Source organism: uncultured Tateyamaria sp., assembly GCF_947503415.1.
Lineage (GTDB): Bacteria > Pseudomonadota > Alphaproteobacteria > Rhodobacterales > Rhodobacteraceae > Tateyamaria.
This window is the reverse complement of the sequence record NZ_CANNDS010000010.1, coordinates 1-16624: the sequence shown is the minus strand read 5'-3', so window position 1 is coordinate 16624 and position 16624 is coordinate 1. Positions and strand designations below refer to the sequence as shown.

Here is a 16624-nt window from a genome sequence, read left to right as displayed (position 1 = left end):
CATGACCGGTTTCCTTCAACGCCTGTTTCCGCATCCGCTTCTGACGGTGCTGTTGGCGATTGTCTGGGTGCTTTTGCAAAACGAGGTGACGGCGGGCATGGTCGTGTTCGGCCTGATCCTGGGCATCATCATTCCGGCAATGACCGCCGTGTGGTGGCCGGACCGGCCCAGCAGCATTCGGTTGGGCAGGATGTTCAGCTATGGGCTTATCGTGATCTGGGACATCCTCGTCGCCAATGTCGAGGTGGCCTGGATCGTGCTGACGGTGCCGAATTCCAAGCTGAAGCCCGCATGGATTGTCGTGCCGCTTGAGTTGACGCAGCCCGAGGCGATCACCGTTCTGGCGGGCACTATCACGCTGACCCCCGGCACGGTGTCTGCGGATCTGTCGACCGAGGGTCATAGCCTGTTGGTGCACGTCCTGCACACGGACGATCCCGACGGCGTCCGGGACGAGATCAAGACCCGCTATGAAGGCCGCCTGTTGGAGATTTTCACATGAGCTTTGCATCGGGATTTCTGGATATCGCCATGGCGATCACCTTTGTCGCGCTGGTGGCGGGACAGATCCTGTCGATGATCCGGCTGGTCATCGGCCCGACCGCGGGGGACCGTATTCTGGCGCTGGACACGATGGTGATCAATGCGCTGGGTGTCGTCGTGTTGCTGGGCATCTATCAGGGCGTGCAGATCTACTTCGAGGTCTCGCTGCTGATTGCCATGCTGGGCTTTGTATCAACCGTCGCGCTGGCGCGCTTCGTTCTGCGGGGGGACATCATCGAATGAACGAGATCGGAGATATCGCAACCGCGCTGTGCCTGTTGATCGGGACGGGATTTGTGACGGTCGGGGCCATTGGGCTGGTCCGTTTCAACGACTCCATGACGCGCCTGCATGCGCCGACAAAGGTGGGGACAGTTGGCATTGGCATGCTGCTGTTGGCGTCCATCATCCATTCGGTAACGCTGGGCGAAACCTCGATCCACGAGTTGCTGATCATGGCCTTCCTGTTCGTGACCGCACCCATATCCGCGCATTTCGTGGCCAAGGTGAATATCCACCGCCGCGCGTGCGATACCCCGCCCAAACCCATTCGGGACGAGACGTGGGCGACGTTGAACGCACCGGAAAACCATGCCGAGATACCTGACACACCACGGTAATATTCCGGCACTAAGTATTACATAACTCGTATTATTGGTGCGTTCGTGGCGCCAGTTCACCCATCCGCGCGTTTCAGGAAAATGTCCCGCCACACGGCAGAGAGCGGTTCAAGCGTGGCAAGCGTGCCAGCCAGCGACACGTCCAGATTTGGCGTAAAGCGGGCGTGCGTTACATCTGCGATGGACCAGTCCTGACAGGGACGATCCTGCAATTCGATGGCTGCGCCCACATCCACCACACCGGGTTCAAGGACGCGGTAGTACCACCCTGTCCTGCCCGTCTTGCGGAACTGATAGGCCATGTCGGTCCGCTGCATATGCGCGTCCAGCTTCCAACAGGGCTGTCTTCCTTGCGTGACCTGAAGCAGCGCGGTTCCGATCCTCAACACATCGCCGATGCACAGATTCTGCTCTGTCAGGCCGGTGGACGAGACGTTCTCTCCGAAACAGCCGGGCGCGAATTTGTCGGCGTCTTCCGGGAATTTTGAAGCCCAGACGTCGAAATGTTCGACCGCATAGTGATGCACGGCCTGATCCGGACCGCCATGCACGGACAGGTCGGCCTGTTCATCTCCCTCCAGCCCGTGTGCGGTGATGTGCAGCGGCCCGTGCGCTGCGGTTTTCGCAATCGCCGAAGGCGCGCGATCTTTCCATGGCGTGGCCACCTTTCCGGTAAAAAGCCCGGTGACTTGCCCTGTGGGCCGCGTATCATTCATGTTCTGAACTTCTCATTCGTAGTGTCCGCGCGGTGGCCGCGCGACGGTAAGGGCTGTGTCCAACCAAGGGCTTCAAACACATTGACAACGTCCTTGAGACCTTGGAATCGAAGCCGCTGAATTCGGCCCTGTTGCGGTGTTACGGGCGCGCGCGTGGCGTGCCTTCCCGGCCATCTTCAATCAGTATCTGCCTGCCATACTACCATTTTGGACGGTGATAATTACACAATATCGCGCTTTTGCACGTGCCGCGGGGTCAATCCCTTTACAGATCACACCCAGTTGTGAACGGTATCGTCCCATGCTCGACGTGCTGCGATTGCAGCGCATTTGGATAAACTTGAACTGGCGGGACATTATGGACCTTGCGTGCGCTCACGATACCCGACCCGGCCAGTTTGCCAGCTTTGCAGACGCGTTCGACAAGCTGTATCCGCAGTTCGTCCAGGAAACGCACGAGACGGGCACCCATGACCAGACCGCAATGCGGGTGCGTCAGGCCGGGCACGAAAAGACGATCCCGGCCAATCCGGATGTTGTTTTCAGACTGGTCACGGGTGGATCGCTGTCCCATTCCAGTGTCGATTACGGCGACGGGCGCACGCGTCTGTCGGGCCGCGCAGGCAGCCTCTATATCGCGCCGCCGGATGCCACGGCGGAGTGGTGCAGCGAAGGGGACCACGAGCTGTTGATGCTGTCGGTACCACGGGCGCGCGTGTCTCGCCTGCTCAATGCCGATCAGAGTGCGGCTGACGCCGATCCGTTCAGAAGCCTCTATGGCCGCGATCTGTTCGACACGGGGCTGGCCCGGACGCTGGAGCTGATCTGGCTTGAAATGACCCGGGGCGGAGCCGGGGCGCAGTTGAAAGTCGACGGGCTGTTTCTGACGATGCTTGGCACGCTGACCCGCCTTGTCGAAGAGGTGGACGCCCCCCGTTCAGGCCGACAGACGCCCAAGCTGGATGAGGCCCGGCTGACCCGCGTGACCGACTTCGTTGATGCAAATCTGGGGCAGCCCATCTCGCTCAAGGATCTTGCCAATGTCGCGTGCTATTCGGTGCACCATTTCACGCGCGCGTTCTTTTCGGCGACCCATGTGACGCCGCATCAATACATCACGAACCGGCGTATCACGGAAAGCAAGCGCATGCTGTCCGATCCGGACCTGTCCCTTGCCGACATCGCTTATATGTTCGGGTTTGCAAGCCAGGCCCACTTCACGACCCAGTTCAAGAAGCATGTGGGCACAACGCCCGGCCGCTACCGCATGGAAGTGCGCGCCTAGACGTCAGACCATCCAACCGACAGCTGCCGTCAGACCGCGGCCAGTGCAGGCTTTGCCTGCCGGCGTAGACCGGTGTCCGCATCAAAAAGATGCGCCTGGCCGGGCTGAATGGAAAACCGCATCTGGCTGCCCTGTCCTTGCAGCGTGTGTACGCCCGGCAGGCTGGCTGTAAAGTCGCCAGTGGCCCCTGCGAGCTTGCCGTGAAACAGCGTGTTGGCCCCCAGCGGTTCGGTCACTTGCACCGTGACCTCAAGCGGTCCATCGGCGTCTTGTGTCAAATGCTCGGGCCGGACGCCCAGCTTGACCGGCCCGTTTTCACCGACGGCATCAGCCACAGGGGTGCCGCCCAACAGCACTTTGCCCTCGACCACTTGCGCATCGACAACGTTCATCGCCGGGCTGCCGATGAACTGCGCCGCAAAGAGCGTGCGCGGGGTTTCGTACACTTCAAGCGGCGTGCCGATCTGTTCCGCAATGCCGCCATTCATTACGATCATCCGGTCGGCCATGGTCATTGCTTCGACCTGATCGTGGGTCACATAGAGCGAGGTGATGCCCAGCTTCGATTGCAGTTCCTTGATCTCGAGCCGCATCTGCACGCGCAGCTTGGCATCAAGGTTCGACAGTGGCTCGTCAAACAGGAACACGGCAGGTTCGCGGACAATCGCACGGCCCATGGCAACGCGCTGGCGTTGGCCGCCCGACAGCTGCTTGGGCTTGCGATCCAGCAACGCCTCCAGCTGCAAAAGCTTGGCGGCCTCGACCACCTTCGCCTCGATCTGTTCCTTGGGCAGCTTGGCGATCTTCAGGCCGTAGCCCATGTTCTGGCGCACCGACATGTGGGGATAGAGGGCGTAGTTCTGGAACACCATCGCGATGTCGCGATCCATCGGTTCGAGGTCATTGGCGCGGGTGCCACCAATCATCACGTCCCCCGACGACACCGTTTCCAGTCCCGCCACCATGCGCAGCAGCGTCGACTTCCCGCAGCCCGACGGGCCCACGATGACGATAAATTCGCCATCCGCGATGTCGGTGCTGATCCCGTGGATCACGTCCGTGGGGCCAAAGCTTTTCTTGACGTCGTTCAGGGTGACTGTCGCCATATTCTATTTCTCGCTGTCCACAAGGCCGCGGATAAACAGCCGTTGCATGCCGACCACGACAATCACCGGCGGGATCATCGCAAGGATCGAAGTGGCCATGATAACCGGCCAATCGGCCACATCATCGCCTGACGGGAACATCTGTTTGATGCCCATGACGATGGTGTTCATTTCGGGATCTGTCGTGATCAAAAGCGGCCACAGGTACTGGTTCCAGCCATAGATGAACAGGATCACGAACAGGGCTGCCACGTTTGTCCGGCTCATCGGCACCACGATATCCCAGAAGAACCGCATGGGGCTGGCGCCATCGACACGCGCCGCCTCGGCCAGCTCATCCGGGATGGTGAGGAAGAACTGGCGGAATAGGAACGTGGCCGTGGCCGACGCGATCAGCGGAAAGATCAGCCCGCTATAGCTGTTGAGCATGCCAAAACCCGCGACCACTTCGTAGGTCGGCACGATCCGCACCTCAACCGGCAGCATCAGCGTCAGAAAGATCATCCAGAAGAAGATATTGCGCCCCGGAAAGCGGAAATAGACGATGGCAAAGGCCGAGAGCAGCGAGATGATGATCTTGCCCACCGCGATGCCGATGGCCATCACGAGGCTGTTCACCAGCATCGTCGACACCGGCACATTCACGCCCGAAAACAGCGCCGCCGAGTAGTTTTCCCAGAACCGATCGCCGGGCAGCAGCGGCATGGGCGGGCGCACGATCTCGGGCTGGCTCACGGTCGAGGCGACGAAGGCCAGCCAGATCGGAAAGAAGATCACCAGCACACCAAGGATCATGAACACATGCGTCAGCCACAGGCCCGAGCCGCGCTTTTCCACCATGCCATGCACTTCGTTCGCCATCAGTAGTGCACCCGCTTTTCGATGAACTTGAACTGGATGATGGTCAGCAGGCCGACCACGATCAAAAGGATGACCGATTGGGCCGAAGACGACCCAAGGTCCTGACCCACAAACCCGTCCGAGAACACCTTGTAGACAAGGATCGTCGTCGATTGCTGTGGCCCGCCAGCAGTGATCGTGTGGATCACGCCGAAGGTTTCAAAGAACGAATAGACCACATTCACGACCAGCAGGAAGAAGGTGGTGGGCGACAAAAGCGGCAGCACGATGGTCCAGAACCGTTTCCAGAAGCGCGCGCCGTCGATAGCTGCGGCTTCGATCACGGACCGCGGCACGGCTTGAAGGGCGGCAAAGAAGAACAGGAAGTTGTAGCTGATGCGACCCCAGGCGGAGGCCACGACCACAAGGCCCATCGCCTCGCCTCCGTTCAGCACGTGGTTCCAATCATAGCCGAGATTGCCCAGATACCACGACACCACGCCCACGCGCGTGTTGAACATGAAGAGCCACAGCACGCCTGCGACCGCAGGGGCCACGGCATAGGGCCAGATCAGAAGTGTCCGGTAGACGCCCGATCCCTTGATCAACCGATCCGCGATCACGGCAAGGAACAGCGCGGGGATCATCGAACAAAGGGTCACAAGGATCGAAAACACCGCCGTCGTCACAAAGGACGTGCGGTAGAATTTGTCGCCCAGCAGAAACTCGAAGTTGCCCAAGCCCACGAATTGCGAGGACAGGCCAAACGGGTCAGGGATGAACAGCGATTGCCAGATCGCCTGCCCCGCCGGGTAAAAGAAAAATACAGCCGAGATCAGGACCTGCGGCGCAATGAGCAAGGCGGGCAAAAGCCATCCGCGAAACGTGACGCGTTTTTCCAAGCCGGTGCCCCCCTTTGTCTCGAAACAGGCAGGCCCGGATGGGGCCTGCCCTTGTGCGTTTGCTTACTTGTTGGCTGTCTCGAACCGGCGCAGAAGCGCGTCGCCGCGTTCCTTGGCGCTGTCCATCGCCTCTTGCGCGGACTTGTCGCCCGCCCAGATGGCTTCCAGCTCTTCATCGATGATACCGCGGATCTGGTCGAAGGATCCAAGGCGCAGACCTTTGGAATTCGCCGTCGGTTCCTTGGCCGTCATCTGGATCACAGCGATGTCCGTGCCGGGGTTCTGTTCATAGAAACCCGCCTCGCGCGTGGCGACGCCCGCCTCTGCCGTGATGGGCAGATAGCCGGTGTTCTGGTGCCACGATGCCTGCACGTCCGAGGTGGACAGGAAGCTCAGGAACTCACCCACGCCCTTGTATTCCTCGGCCTCGTGCCCTTCCATGACCCACAGCGAAGCGCCACCGATGATGGTGTTTTGCGGGCTGTTGCCGACACCATCCCAATAGGGCAGCGGGCGCACGTCGAAGTCGAACTCCGCTTCCGAGCTGATGCCCGCATACCCGGCAGAGCTTTCGGTAAAGAGCGCGCACTCACCCGCGCGGAAGTTTGCACCACCTTCGTTGCGGCGACCGGTATAGATGAACTTGCCGTCCGCGGCCCACTCACCCATGGCAGTCAGGTGTGCCACCTGTGCGGGGCCGTTCAGCATCAACTCGGTATCCAGACCGGCAAAGCCGTTGTCCTGGCTCGCAAACGGCACGTCATGGTAGGCCGAGAAGTTTTCGAGGTGGATCCAGCTTTGCCATGCCGTGACAAGGCCACATTCCTCACCGCCCGCTTTCAGCGCATCCAGCGTCTCGCCCACGTTCTGCCATGTGGACAGGTCCGTGTCGGGATCAACGCCAGCCGCTTCCATCGCGTCGCGGTTCACCCACAGAACGGGCGTCGACGAATTGAAGGGCAGCGACAGCATCTGACCATCGGTCGAGGTGTAGTACCCTTTGACGGCACCGATATAGGCGTCGGGATCAAAGGCCGCGCCGCTTTCGGCCATGACTTCGTGCACGGGCTTGATCGCGCCACCGGCGGCCATCATGGTTGCGGTGCCCACTTCGAACACCATCAGGATATGCGGCTGTTCGCCCGCGCGGAACGCGGCGATACCGGCATTTAACGTCTCGGAATAGTTGCCTTTGTGGCTTTCGACGACGGTGTATTCGTCCTGGCTTGCGTTGAATTCTTCTACCTGCGCCTTGACCAACTCGCCCAGGCGACCCGTGAACGCGTGCCAGAATTGCACTTCGGTTTCAGCGGACGCGGCCAGTGGTGACAGCAAAGCGGTGGATGCGGCGAGAACGCCGAGCAGTGTCTTTTTCATGGTTCCTCCCTGGCACCGGAATGGTGCGCGTTGCATGACGCGACGATCGCGCATCTTTGTAACAACTCCACAACGATACACCCGCGGAGGGAGAATACAAGACGACGTCAAACGGGCACTGATCCCGGACAGCGCAAGGCGGCCAGGGCACCGGTTTTGCGATGGGAAACATCGGCACATTCGGCACGGCCTGCACCATGCCAAAACACAATCTGCGCCGCACCGCATTGCGTGATTGATTTATGGATCGAGACAGCGTTACAGACGCTTCCAAATTCGGGGGGCGACAGACATGACAGACCAACAGGGCGATCCACGCCATCTTGATACTTTGGATCGCGACCTTGCGCGGTTTTCCAACCTCGAAACGGCGACCGGTTATCTGGCGCGACCCATGGTTGGACCGGGCATTTCGTTGGTGTTTGTCGCGTTGGCGGGTATTGCCGCCTTGCTGTTTTTTGGGCAGGCCAACAACACGTTCATCGTTGTGGTGGCGGCCTGCCTCGGGGCCTACATGGCGCTGAATATCGGCGCCAATGACGTGGCCAACAACATGGGTCCGGCGGTGGGCGCCAACGCGTTGACCATGGGCGGTGCCATCGCCATCGCAGTGGTGTTCGAAAGCGCCGGCGCGCTGATCGCCGGGGGTGACGTGGTATCGACCATTGCCAAGGGCATCATCGACCCCGAAAGCATGCGCACGGCCTCTGTCTTTATCTGGGCGATGATGGCGGCGCTTCTGTCTGCGGCATTATGGGTCAATCTGGCAACCTGGGTTGGCGCACCCGTGTCGACAACGCATTCCGTTGTAGGTGGCGTGATGGGGGCAGGCATTGCAGCGGCAGGGTTCGCGGCCGTCAACTGGTCGACCATGAGCGCGATTGCCGCCAGCTGGGTGATCTCTCCGGTTCTGGGGGGCCTCATCGCTGCCGGGTTCCTGTGGCTGATCAAGTCGCGCATCATCTACCGCGAGGACAAGATCGCCGCCGCCCGCACGTGGGTGCCGATCCTTGTGGGCATCATGGCCGGGGCCTTTGCGTCTTACCTGGCCCTCAAGGGGCTCAAGAAGATCATCAAGATCGATCTGCCCACCGCCCTGATGATCGGGGCTGCGATCGGGGCAATTGTCTGGCTCGTGATGATCCCGGCGATTGCCAAACAGTCCAAAGGGCTGGAGAACCGCAACAAGTCGCTGAAGGTGTTGTTCGGCATCCCCCTCGTGGTGTCTGCCGCCCTGCTCAGCTTTGCGCATGGGGCCAATGATGTGGCGAACGCCGTTGGCCCGCTTGCGGCCATCGTGCAGGCCTCACAATCGGGCAGTTTCACCGATGCGGTCAGCATCCCGTTCTGGGTCATGGTGATTGGCGCGTTCGGCATCTCGTTCGGCCTGTTCCTGTTCGGCCCCAAGCTGATCCGCATGGTGGGCGGCCAGATCACCAAGCTGAACCCGATGCGCGCCTATTGTGTGGCGTTGTCGGCAGCCATCACCGTCATTGTCGCCAGCTGGCTCGGGTTGCCTGTCAGCTCGACCCACATTGCTGTGGGTGGTGTCTTTGGCGTCGGATTTTTCCGGGAGTGGGACGCAGAGCGCCGCATCCGCAATGCTCGGCTGCAAATGCCAAATCGCATCAGCTATGCACCGGAGGAACGGCGCCGCCGCAAACTGGTGCGCCGGTCGCATTTCATGACAATCATTGCGGCATGGGTGATCACGGTGCCGGCGGCGGCCACCTTGTCGGCGTTGATCTTCTTCCTGATCACGGGGGTGATGGGCTAGTTTCAGACGCCGCTCAGGCGGCTTTGACTGGTTTGACGGTGGCCGATGGTGCGCTGCCCTCCTCGGACATCATGCACGCCTTGCTCAGGACAACGGCCCAGACCAGCACGGGAAGGGCAAGGATACCGCCCACGGGCCCCCACAGCCACAGGCCAAACACAATGGCCAGAAACACGGCAAGCGGGTTCAGCGCAAAGCGTTGGCCGACAAAAGATGGTGTGACGAACTGCGCTTCGATCATGTTCAGGCACATGTAGGCGGCGGGTGCTGCCAGGATCATGAGCCCCGAAAACTGCATGCTGCCTGCAACAAGAAGCGACAGAACCATGATGGCGGGGCCCAGGTACAGAACGAAGTTCAACAGGAACGCGGCTGCCCCCCAGATCATCGGATCCGGAATGCCCAGAAGGGACAGCACAACGGCAACGGCCACTCCAAGGCAGGCGTTTACGATCCCGATTGTGATGAAATAGTGCGACACGGCGCGGTCAGCCGTCGCCAGACGGTCCGCAAATCCGCGCCCGGCCCATTGATAAATCTCATCGCGCGTCAGCAGAAAGAAAAACAGCGTGCCAATTGTGATCAGCGCTTGGGCCATCATGTTCGGTGCAAGCCACAGCGCGTCGATCACGCTTGGCATCGCCTGCTCCACCGCCTCTTCGCCACTTTCGGCAATTTGCCCTTCGAGGTCTTCCAACCCGCGCAAGGCAATCGTCAGATCCGCAATCCAGTCCCTTACCGCATCTGACAGCCGTGGCAGTGCGTTCAACAGATCCACAAGGATCGGCCCAGCCCACAAGGCGACAGCCGCGATGGCAATCACCGCAACAACAAGGCCGAACAACGCGCCTACAACGCGCGGGCAGCCCAAACGCTCCATCGCGCGGGCTGCGGGGCCGATCACCACGGCAAGGGTCACGCCAAGAAGGACGGGCGCAATGATAGGCTGGCCCCACTTCAGTCCGCCGATCACCAGAATAATGGCGATGCAAGCCACGCAAATGGCCTGCACCTGTTGTGATCCCAACCGAAGCGAGGCCCTGCCAATCATCCGGTTGCGCGTGCGCCGTCGGTGTTGACCGCTGCGTCCAATTCGTCGCGCACAGCGCTCATGCCTTGGTTGACGGCCGCTTTGCCGCGCGTCTCAAGGGCAGAGATTTCGTCCCGCAGCGCCCGTTCGGCCTCGCGCATCAGCTGGTCGCGCTTGGCGCCCATCAGCTCGGATTCGCGGCGGGTCCCCGGCAGCAACGCGCCCACGACGGCCCCGATACCGGCCATTGCCAGAACGGTCATCCACGGTCTGTCTTCATGGGTGGCCCGTGCGGTTTCAGTCCAGCGGGCCGCGTGGCGTTCCAACCCTTCCTGCGCGGACACAGCTTTCAGTCGGGCAGCACGCACACGGGCGCGCGCATCCGGTCCCAACTTGTCGAGGCCTGCGTCCAGTTTCATCCGCAATGCCTGCGCACGGCCCGGTCCCACATCGACCTTGTCTGCCTGAATGCGGGCCTGTTGCTTGATCCGCTCATCGGCCTTGGCAATGCGCTCATCCGCTTCGCCCGAGAGGGGGGTGGCCGCTGTGGGTCGCGCCTCAGTCTGTGACTGCGGCTGGTTGCGGGCCATGAACAACATGGCCAGACCCGTTCCGATCAGGGCAACGCCCGCCGGATTGGCGCGCACGCCGCTCATGCCCTTGTCGACGACCATGCGGGCCGTGTCGGACAGCTGCCCGGTGGCTGCACGCCCCAGATGATCGGGCAGGCGGGTGCTCAGAAGCGCGCTCAGCGCGTCGGCCAGACCTTCGCGGTGGGCGTCGGCATTGGCTTTTTCAATCTGTTTTGCATCATGAGACATTGGTGTTCTCCGTCACTAACCGAAGTGTTTCTGCGGCATGGGCCACTGTTTCTGTCGGGGCGATGGCCTCGGGCGACAATCTGGTCAGACCGATCCACAGGCAGAGCGTGGCAATCACCCCCAGGGCCGCGGCTGTTGCAAGCGCCGCAATCCACGGGTCCAGTCCAAGGGCACCAAGGCCAAGAAACAAGGCGCCCGTCAGCGCGAACATGGCGCACAAAGCGCCGCCGATCCCAATCGCTGCCAGAATGATCCCGGTGCGCGCCGCCTTCAGGTTGCGCGAAATCTCGATCCGGGCGAGGCGCCATTCGCTGGCCAGCAGGCCGCGCAAATGCGCTGTGGCCGTGCCAAGATGCGCCAAAGGTGTCGGTTGGCTCTGCATTACGACCGCTCCTCGTGGCCTGCCCATGGGTCACCGGCCAGTGCCTTGCGGTCCGGGGGTGTGCCCGCTTTCAGGAACCGGGCCGCTGCAAAGCCCACAAGGGCCGCACCACCAAGGGCCAGAACCGGATGACGCTTGGCGTAGTCGCCCACGTCACGGGTCAGGCTTTGAATATCGGCATGGCGCAGATGCTCGGCCACTTGGCCCAATGCATCGACGGCTTGCCCAAGAAGGGGGTCAACCGGGCTGTCCGCTGGCAATTCGCTGCGGGCAGCCGATGTCGCCTGGGCCACGTTTTCCACACGCGCGGCAGCCGTGTCGGTGGCATCCCCCACTTGCTGTTCAGCGGCGGACTTCAACGAGTCAGCGGCTTGCTGTCCGGCCTCGGCGGCTTTCGATTTGATCGTCTCGGCGTCGAGTGTGCGCGAACGGTCGGTCATTTCGGTGATCTCCTTTTAAAAAGTGAGCATCTGGCGCTGTGTCCAATCGAAGAGCCAACGAAGGACCGCGCGCTTTGTTCCCGACATGGCCGGGTTAAATCAGGTCAACGGTTGTGCAGTGCTCTTGAATATCAGTCCATATAACGCTATATTGCGTGAAAATAGCTGAAGGTAAGGCATATGCAACTCGCCAAGTTTTCCGAAAACGGTCTGTTCGAGCCGCGGACAATCGCAGCCGCGTTGCGCACCTCGTCGGAAGAGGTCGGGCAGACCGTTGGGCTCAGCAAGGATGCCGTCCAGCGGCGCACACGCATCACTTCGGCCAAGACGCAAAAACGTCTGCGCGAATTGGTCGAGGTTCTGAACAAGGTGCAACCGCGCTTTGGCTCTGACCTGATCGCCTATGCGTGGTTCCGGTCCGAGCCGTTGTCAGGCTTCGACGGGCGCACGGCCATGCAGCTGGTCAGGGATGGCAAGGCGCAGCAGGTCATGGAATATATTGATGCCGTGGACGCTGGCGTTTACGCCTGATGCCCCTGAAAGATCAGCGGTTTCGCGGCCTGCTCTACCGGGCCCTCAACCCCGTATACGCCCGTGACCCGCTGTCCGGACGTGGCGCAGAACGCTATGGCGGTCGGTTCAATCCGGTGGGAATGCCCGCCCTCTACACCGCGCTCAGCCCCGCAACTGCGCTGCGCGAGGCCAATCAGGTCGGTGATCTGCAGCCCACGGTGCTGGTCGCCTATCAGGCCGACATTGGCCCGGTCTTTGACACCCGCGACACGCAAGCGCTGACGGAATTCGGGGTGTCGCACAGTGACCTTGCCGATCCGGGCTGGCGGTCGACGATGCTGGCAGAACAACCGGTGCGCACGCACGCCTTTGCACAGACCCTTGGCGATCAAGGCTATGCCGGCGTGCTGGTCCGCAGCTATGCGCGTGGAATGGGACCCCAAAATCTGAACCTCGTGCTGTGGCGCTGGTCAGATGACACCGCATCGCTGCGCGTCATTGATGATGACAGCCGCCTTGAGCGGATGTGAGACTGGCCCGCAGCCCTCATCAGCATCACCTCTGCGCAATCCGGACTACACCCATAGAGGCGGAACCAGACCTGCGATCAAAGCGTTTGACCTGCATCTCAGTCACAGCAGCAGGACGCGCAGTTTGGCACTTGTCTATTACCCCGACAGCAATCCGGGCATCGCGCGCCGACCGCATGGGCGCGGGTTTTCGTACTTTACGGCTGACGGAACCCGTATCGCGGACAGGGGGGAACGGGACAGGTTGGCCTCTCTTGCCGTGCCGCCTGCCTACAGGGATGTGTGGATGGCCCCGATCCCCAATGCGCATCTGCTTGCCACGGGCCGCGATGATCAGGGGCGCAAGCAGTACCGCTATCACCCTGATTGGACGGCCATGCGCGACCTCACCAAGTTCGACACGTTGGCGCAGATCGGCACCGCCCTGCCCCGCCTGCGCCGCTGGATCACCCAGAACCTGAAGGGGGAGCCGGGCGCGCAACACACGGCCATTGCAGCAGCGCTGGCGCTGATCGACCGAGGTGCCCTGCGGCCCGGCAACCTTGCCTACACGGCAGCCAATGGCACGTTCGGCGCCTTGACGCTTGAGGAACAGCATCTTGATGCTGACGGCGCAAATATCGTCCTGCGATACACTGCCAAAGGGGGCAAGAAGGTCGAAAAGCATCTGACGGGCGCGCGGTTGGCGCGCGTTTTGCACAAGTCCGCCGACCTGCCCGGCCCGCGCCTGTTTGACTACCAAGCAGCGGATGGCAGCTTTGTTCCCTTGAGGGCAGAGCATTTGCAGGACGCCCTGTCACAGATCACCGACACGGACATGACGCCCAAGACGTTGCGCACGTGGATCGGCACCCTCGCCGCCTTCAGTGCAGCGCGCGACAAGGGGCCGGATGTCCAGATCATCGATATGACGACGGCGGCCTCGGATCGTCTGCACAACACGCCCGCGATTGCGCGCACCAGCTACATCCATCCGGACGTGATCGCGCTGACAGAGACGGGCGCAGCAGAAGCACAACAACTCAGCGATGATGGCCCGTCGGAGCTGCACCAGAACGAAGCCGCATTGCTGCGCTTTCTGGAATAACGGCTCAGGCCGGTGCGACTTGCAGCTTGCGGTCGATGGGTGCCAAACCAGTCCGGCCCAGGCACCAGAGCCCTGCGGCCACGACCAGCACATTGGCAGCCACTGCTGCCCCAAGGATGCCAGCGTATCCGAACAGCGACACGCCAAGCCACGCGCCGGGCACGTAGATCGCCGTGATGCGCCCCAGGCTCAACCCCATGGAATAAAGCGGCTTGGACCGCGCATTCATCGCCGCATTGGCCGTCACCAACATGCCGTAGCCAAACAGGCTCCATCCGACCACGCGCAGGTAATCAGTGGCAAAGCCCACGGCTTCGGAGCCTTCGGATGCAAAGAAGGTGGCCATGGGTTCCGCCCAGATCGCAAGGACGGCACCGGCGGCCAGACCATAGCCCAGGCAGATGATCCACGCCGCAGCCACTGCACCCCGCGCGCGGTCCTGCATGTCCGCCCCCCAGTTCTGGCCCACGACGGGGCCAATGCCCGCGGATAGCGCCAACAGGGGCACAAGGGCCACGGATTGCACGCGCGTCGCAGCACCGAAGCCCGCGACGGCCGCCTCTCCCAATGTGGCCACGGCTGCGGTGACCAATGCCATCCCGGCCGGGTTGATCGCATTGGAAAACGCGGCCGGTGCACCCACGGTCACGATGTCCCGAACAGATGCGCCAAGGTCGGTGAACGGGTTCGCGCACAGCGACAGATACCCACGCCGCACGGCGTATATCGCTGCCGCCCCGACGCCCACGACGCGCCCGATCAACGTGGCAAGGGCGGCACCTGCGGTCCCCATCTCTCCGATCGGGCCCCAGCCAAAGATCAACACGGGGTTCAGGCCGATGGCAAAGATCGCCGACAGGATCATGATTGCAGCAGACGCGGCCCCATCCCCATGGGCACGGAACACGGCATTCAGAACCATGAAGCCCACAAGGAACGGAAAGGACATCGCCCAGATCGGCGCGTATTTCATCGCCTCTGTCAACGCATTCTCCCCCGCACCCATCACGCTGAACAACCCTTCGGCGGTCAGGGCAAAGATGATGGCGCCCACCACGGCCAACGCGATGCCAAGGGCCGTTGCATGCAAGGCCATGCGTTGCAGCTTGACCTGATCCTCATCGCGTCCGAGGGCCTGCGAAATGACAGCATTCGCCCCTGCCGACAGGCCGATGGCAAGCGAGGTGATGGCGGCTGTTACCGGATACACAAATCCGACGGCTGCCAGGGGGGCGGACCCCAGCTGACCCAGAAAATACGCATCTGCCAGACCCACGCTCAGCACGGCGAGAATACCGAACATCATGGGACCGGACACGACGGTCAGCGCCTTCCAGACAGGTCCTTCGGTCAGGTTACGGTCGGCCATGGCATGCTCCGGCTTGGGTCAGGGAATGAAACAGGCCCACGGCACGTGAACACGTTGATGTAGAGGACGGCGCGTTCAGTGTGCGCGGCCACCTCAGCTGGAACTCAGCCACGCGAGGTATGGTTCCACATCCTGTCGGACATAACCCCCTGTCGGAACAGATACGCCTCTGGCGCGTTGATGCTGTGAGACGCCATTACAAAGGAGACCGCAGATGTCTGCACCCGATACAAACCTTGAACGGCAATCCAAAAATCACCGCCCTGCCCTGATCGGCATGGGCCTTGTCGTTGTCGCCATCCTCGCCTTCATCATGCTGGCACCCATCGCACCCGACAATGACGCGCCAGACGTGGCGACGCCTGCTGTCGCAACTGAATAAGGGCACATCACATGGACATTCCCTTTCTCGCGATCCTGTTTGGCGTGACGGCCGCCGCTGTCATTGCATTCGCAATCACCAGCCGCCGACAAGTCAAACAGCGCATGCACAATGACGATGCGCCCAAGTCCACACTGGCCAAGGACGCGCCCGACCACTGATCAGGTGATCATCCAAACAAAAAACGCCGCAGCCTGTTCAAGGCTGCGGCGTTTTTTTGTGGGTTTTTTTGTGGATGGATGGCGCTTACTTCGGCTCCACCTCGGGCTGAATCTGTGCCCATGCCAACAGCGTAAAGATGACGGTCCCGCCGATCACGTTGCCCGCCAGTACGGGCAGGAAGAAGCTGAACACCGCCTGGATCAGGCCCAGCTCGCCCTGCACCAGCAGATAGGCCATCTCGACCGACCCCGCGACGATGTGGGTAAAGTCACCCAAGGCAATCAACCATGTGAACAGGAAGATCAGCAGCACTTCGTTGCCCTTGGCTGTGGGCAGCATCCACACAAGGGCGGCGATCAGCACGCCTGCCGGAATGCCGCGCATCATTCCTTCCATCGCCGGCATTCCGGTTGCATGGCGGCTGAGCTCGGCAAAGGCGCTAGCAATGTCGGGGGCAAGGACCGGAGCATAGGCCAGAAAGCCCGCCACGATGAACGCGCCGATCACATTGGCCCCCAGCACAATCGCCCACAATTCGATCATCCGCATGAAATTGCCGGGCTTGCCGCTGACCAGAACGGGGGCGACCGTGGTGATCGTGTTTTCGGTGAACAGCTGCATGCGGCCAAGGATCACCAGCATGAAGCCAAATGTGTATCCCATATTCTCGACGATATAACGCCATTCCGCATCGGGCAGCCACGCGCGCAACAGCGCCTCGCCCAGCACCGAGAACGAGATC

The 16624-nt window shown here is 61.5% G+C and carries 21 protein-coding genes; 10 read left to right on the top strand and 11 right to left on the bottom strand.

Features of this window, described 5'->3' with window-relative positions; translation table 11 throughout:
- Position 1: 1 nt before the first annotated feature.
- Genes Q1A32_RS23615 through Q1A32_RS23605 form a run of 3 tightly spaced genes read left to right on the top strand, consistent with a single transcriptional unit; the run spans position 2 to position 1163 of the window.
- A complete protein-coding gene (locus Q1A32_RS23615) occupies positions 2-502 on the top strand; it encodes a Na+/H+ antiporter subunit E (RefSeq protein ID WP_299616296.1) in 501 nt (166 codons plus the stop codon).
- Positions 499-786, top strand: a complete 288-nt coding sequence (locus Q1A32_RS23610) for a K+/H+ antiporter subunit F (RefSeq protein ID WP_299616299.1) — start codon at positions 499-501, stop codon at positions 784-786. The genes Q1A32_RS23615 and Q1A32_RS23610 overlap by 4 nt, the downstream gene beginning before the upstream one ends.
- Positions 783-1163 carry a Na+/H+ antiporter subunit G gene (locus Q1A32_RS23605; RefSeq protein ID WP_299616301.1) on the top strand — a complete coding sequence of 127 codons (381 nt, stop codon included), beginning with the start codon at positions 783-785 and terminating at the stop codon, positions 1161-1163. The genes Q1A32_RS23610 and Q1A32_RS23605 overlap by 4 nt, the downstream gene beginning before the upstream one ends.
- Positions 1164-1219: 56 nt before the next feature.
- Here Q1A32_RS23605 and Q1A32_RS23600 read toward each other — a convergent pair whose 3' ends face one another.
- Positions 1220-1879 (bottom strand): MOSC domain-containing protein, encoded by a 660-nt coding sequence (locus Q1A32_RS23600; protein ID WP_299658345.1) that lies wholly within the window; start codon positions 1877-1879, stop codon positions 1220-1222.
- Positions 1880-2180: 301 nt separating this feature from the next.
- Between Q1A32_RS23600 and Q1A32_RS23595 the strand changes: the two genes are divergently transcribed.
- On the top strand, positions 2181-3164 hold the full coding sequence (locus tag Q1A32_RS23595) for an AraC family transcriptional regulator (protein WP_299658343.1): 984 nt from the start codon (positions 2181-2183) through the stop codon (positions 3162-3164).
- 29 nt (positions 3165-3193) lie between these two features.
- On the opposite strand, the gene Q1A32_RS23590 is transcribed toward Q1A32_RS23595, so the two are convergent.
- The 4 genes from Q1A32_RS23590 to ugpB form a co-directional block, all read right to left on the bottom strand.
- Positions 3194-4270: an ABC transporter ATP-binding protein gene (locus Q1A32_RS23590; RefSeq protein WP_299658341.1), complete on the bottom strand. Its 1077-nt coding sequence runs from the start codon at positions 4268-4270 to the stop codon at positions 3194-3196.
- 3 nt (positions 4271-4273) lie between these two features.
- Positions 4274-5110 (bottom strand): sn-glycerol-3-phosphate ABC transporter permease UgpE, encoded by an 837-nt coding sequence (gene ugpE, locus Q1A32_RS23585; RefSeq protein WP_299658381.1) that lies wholly within the window; start codon positions 5108-5110, stop codon positions 4274-4276.
- Positions 5111-5130: 20 nt separating this feature from the next.
- Positions 5131-6012, bottom strand: coding sequence for a sn-glycerol-3-phosphate ABC transporter permease UgpA (gene ugpA / locus Q1A32_RS23580; RefSeq protein ID WP_299616310.1), 882 nt, complete (start codon positions 6010-6012; stop codon positions 5131-5133).
- 63 nt (positions 6013-6075) lie between these two features.
- The gene (ugpB, locus tag Q1A32_RS23575; RefSeq protein WP_299658339.1) at positions 6076-7389 is read right to left on the bottom strand and encodes a sn-glycerol-3-phosphate ABC transporter substrate-binding protein UgpB; all 1314 of its coding nucleotides are present in this window, start codon (positions 7387-7389) and stop codon (positions 6076-6078) included.
- Between the two features lie 292 nt (positions 7390-7681).
- On the opposite strand from ugpB, the gene Q1A32_RS23570 reads away from it, so the two are divergent.
- On the top strand, positions 7682-9166 hold the full coding sequence (locus Q1A32_RS23570) for an inorganic phosphate transporter (RefSeq protein ID WP_299616316.1): 1485 nt from the start codon (positions 7682-7684) through the stop codon (positions 9164-9166).
- A gap of 13 nt (positions 9167-9179) precedes the next feature.
- On the opposite strand, the gene Q1A32_RS23565 is transcribed toward Q1A32_RS23570, so the two are convergent.
- From Q1A32_RS23565 to Q1A32_RS23550, 4 genes are read right to left on the bottom strand one after another with little or no spacing between them, the layout of a single operon-like run.
- Positions 9180-10178 carry an AI-2E family transporter gene (locus Q1A32_RS23565; protein WP_299658337.1) on the bottom strand — a complete coding sequence of 333 codons (999 nt, stop codon included), beginning with the start codon at positions 10176-10178 and terminating at the stop codon, positions 9180-9182.
- A 35-nt stretch (positions 10179-10213) separates the two neighbouring features.
- The gene (locus tag Q1A32_RS23560; RefSeq protein ID WP_299658335.1) at positions 10214-11017 is read right to left on the bottom strand and encodes a hypothetical protein; all 804 of its coding nucleotides are present in this window, start codon (positions 11015-11017) and stop codon (positions 10214-10216) included.
- Positions 11007-11399, bottom strand: a complete 393-nt coding sequence (locus Q1A32_RS23555; RefSeq protein WP_299658333.1) for a phage holin family protein — start codon at positions 11397-11399, stop codon at positions 11007-11009. Before Q1A32_RS23555 ends, Q1A32_RS23560 begins: the two co-directional genes overlap by 11 nt.
- Positions 11399-11839, bottom strand: a complete 441-nt coding sequence (locus tag Q1A32_RS23550; protein WP_299658331.1) for a hypothetical protein — start codon at positions 11837-11839, stop codon at positions 11399-11401. The genes Q1A32_RS23555 and Q1A32_RS23550 overlap by 1 nt, the downstream gene beginning before the upstream one ends.
- A gap of 180 nt (positions 11840-12019) precedes the next feature.
- Between Q1A32_RS23550 and Q1A32_RS23545 the strand changes: the two genes are divergently transcribed.
- The 3 genes from Q1A32_RS23545 to Q1A32_RS23535 all read left to right on the top strand — a co-directional run bounded on the left by Q1A32_RS23545 (position 12020) and on the right by Q1A32_RS23535 (position 13969).
- Positions 12020-12370 (top strand): MbcA/ParS/Xre antitoxin family protein, encoded by a 351-nt coding sequence (locus Q1A32_RS23545; protein WP_299616327.1) that lies wholly within the window; start codon positions 12020-12022, stop codon positions 12368-12370.
- Positions 12370-12882 (top strand): RES family NAD+ phosphorylase, encoded by a 513-nt coding sequence (locus Q1A32_RS23540; protein ID WP_299658329.1) that lies wholly within the window; start codon positions 12370-12372, stop codon positions 12880-12882. The genes Q1A32_RS23545 and Q1A32_RS23540 overlap by 1 nt, the downstream gene beginning before the upstream one ends.
- Before the next feature lie 124 nt (positions 12883-13006).
- The gene (locus tag Q1A32_RS23535) at positions 13007-13969 is read left to right on the top strand and encodes a DNA topoisomerase IB (RefSeq protein ID WP_299658327.1); all 963 of its coding nucleotides are present in this window, start codon (positions 13007-13009) and stop codon (positions 13967-13969) included.
- Between the two features lie 4 nt (positions 13970-13973).
- On the opposite strand, the gene Q1A32_RS23530 is transcribed toward Q1A32_RS23535, so the two are convergent.
- On the bottom strand, positions 13974-15338 hold the full coding sequence (locus tag Q1A32_RS23530) for an MATE family efflux transporter (RefSeq protein ID WP_299658325.1): 1365 nt from the start codon (positions 15336-15338) through the stop codon (positions 13974-13976).
- Between the two features lie 214 nt (positions 15339-15552).
- Here Q1A32_RS23530 and Q1A32_RS23525 point away from each other — a divergent pair, with 214 nt between their 5' ends.
- Together Q1A32_RS23525 and Q1A32_RS23520 are read left to right on the top strand one after the other, a co-directional pair.
- Entirely contained in the window at positions 15553-15720 is a 168-nt protein-coding gene (locus Q1A32_RS23525) for a hypothetical protein (RefSeq protein ID WP_299658323.1), read from the top strand.
- An 11-nt stretch (positions 15721-15731) separates the two neighbouring features.
- Entirely contained in the window at positions 15732-15881 is a 150-nt protein-coding gene (locus Q1A32_RS23520; protein WP_299658321.1) for a hypothetical protein, read from the top strand.
- Positions 15882-15966: 85 nt separating this feature from the next.
- Here the strand turns inward: Q1A32_RS23520 and Q1A32_RS23515 are convergent.
- Positions 15967-16624 (bottom strand): formate/nitrite transporter family protein (locus Q1A32_RS23515; protein WP_299658319.1); only part of this gene is annotated, 658 nt, incomplete at its 5' end.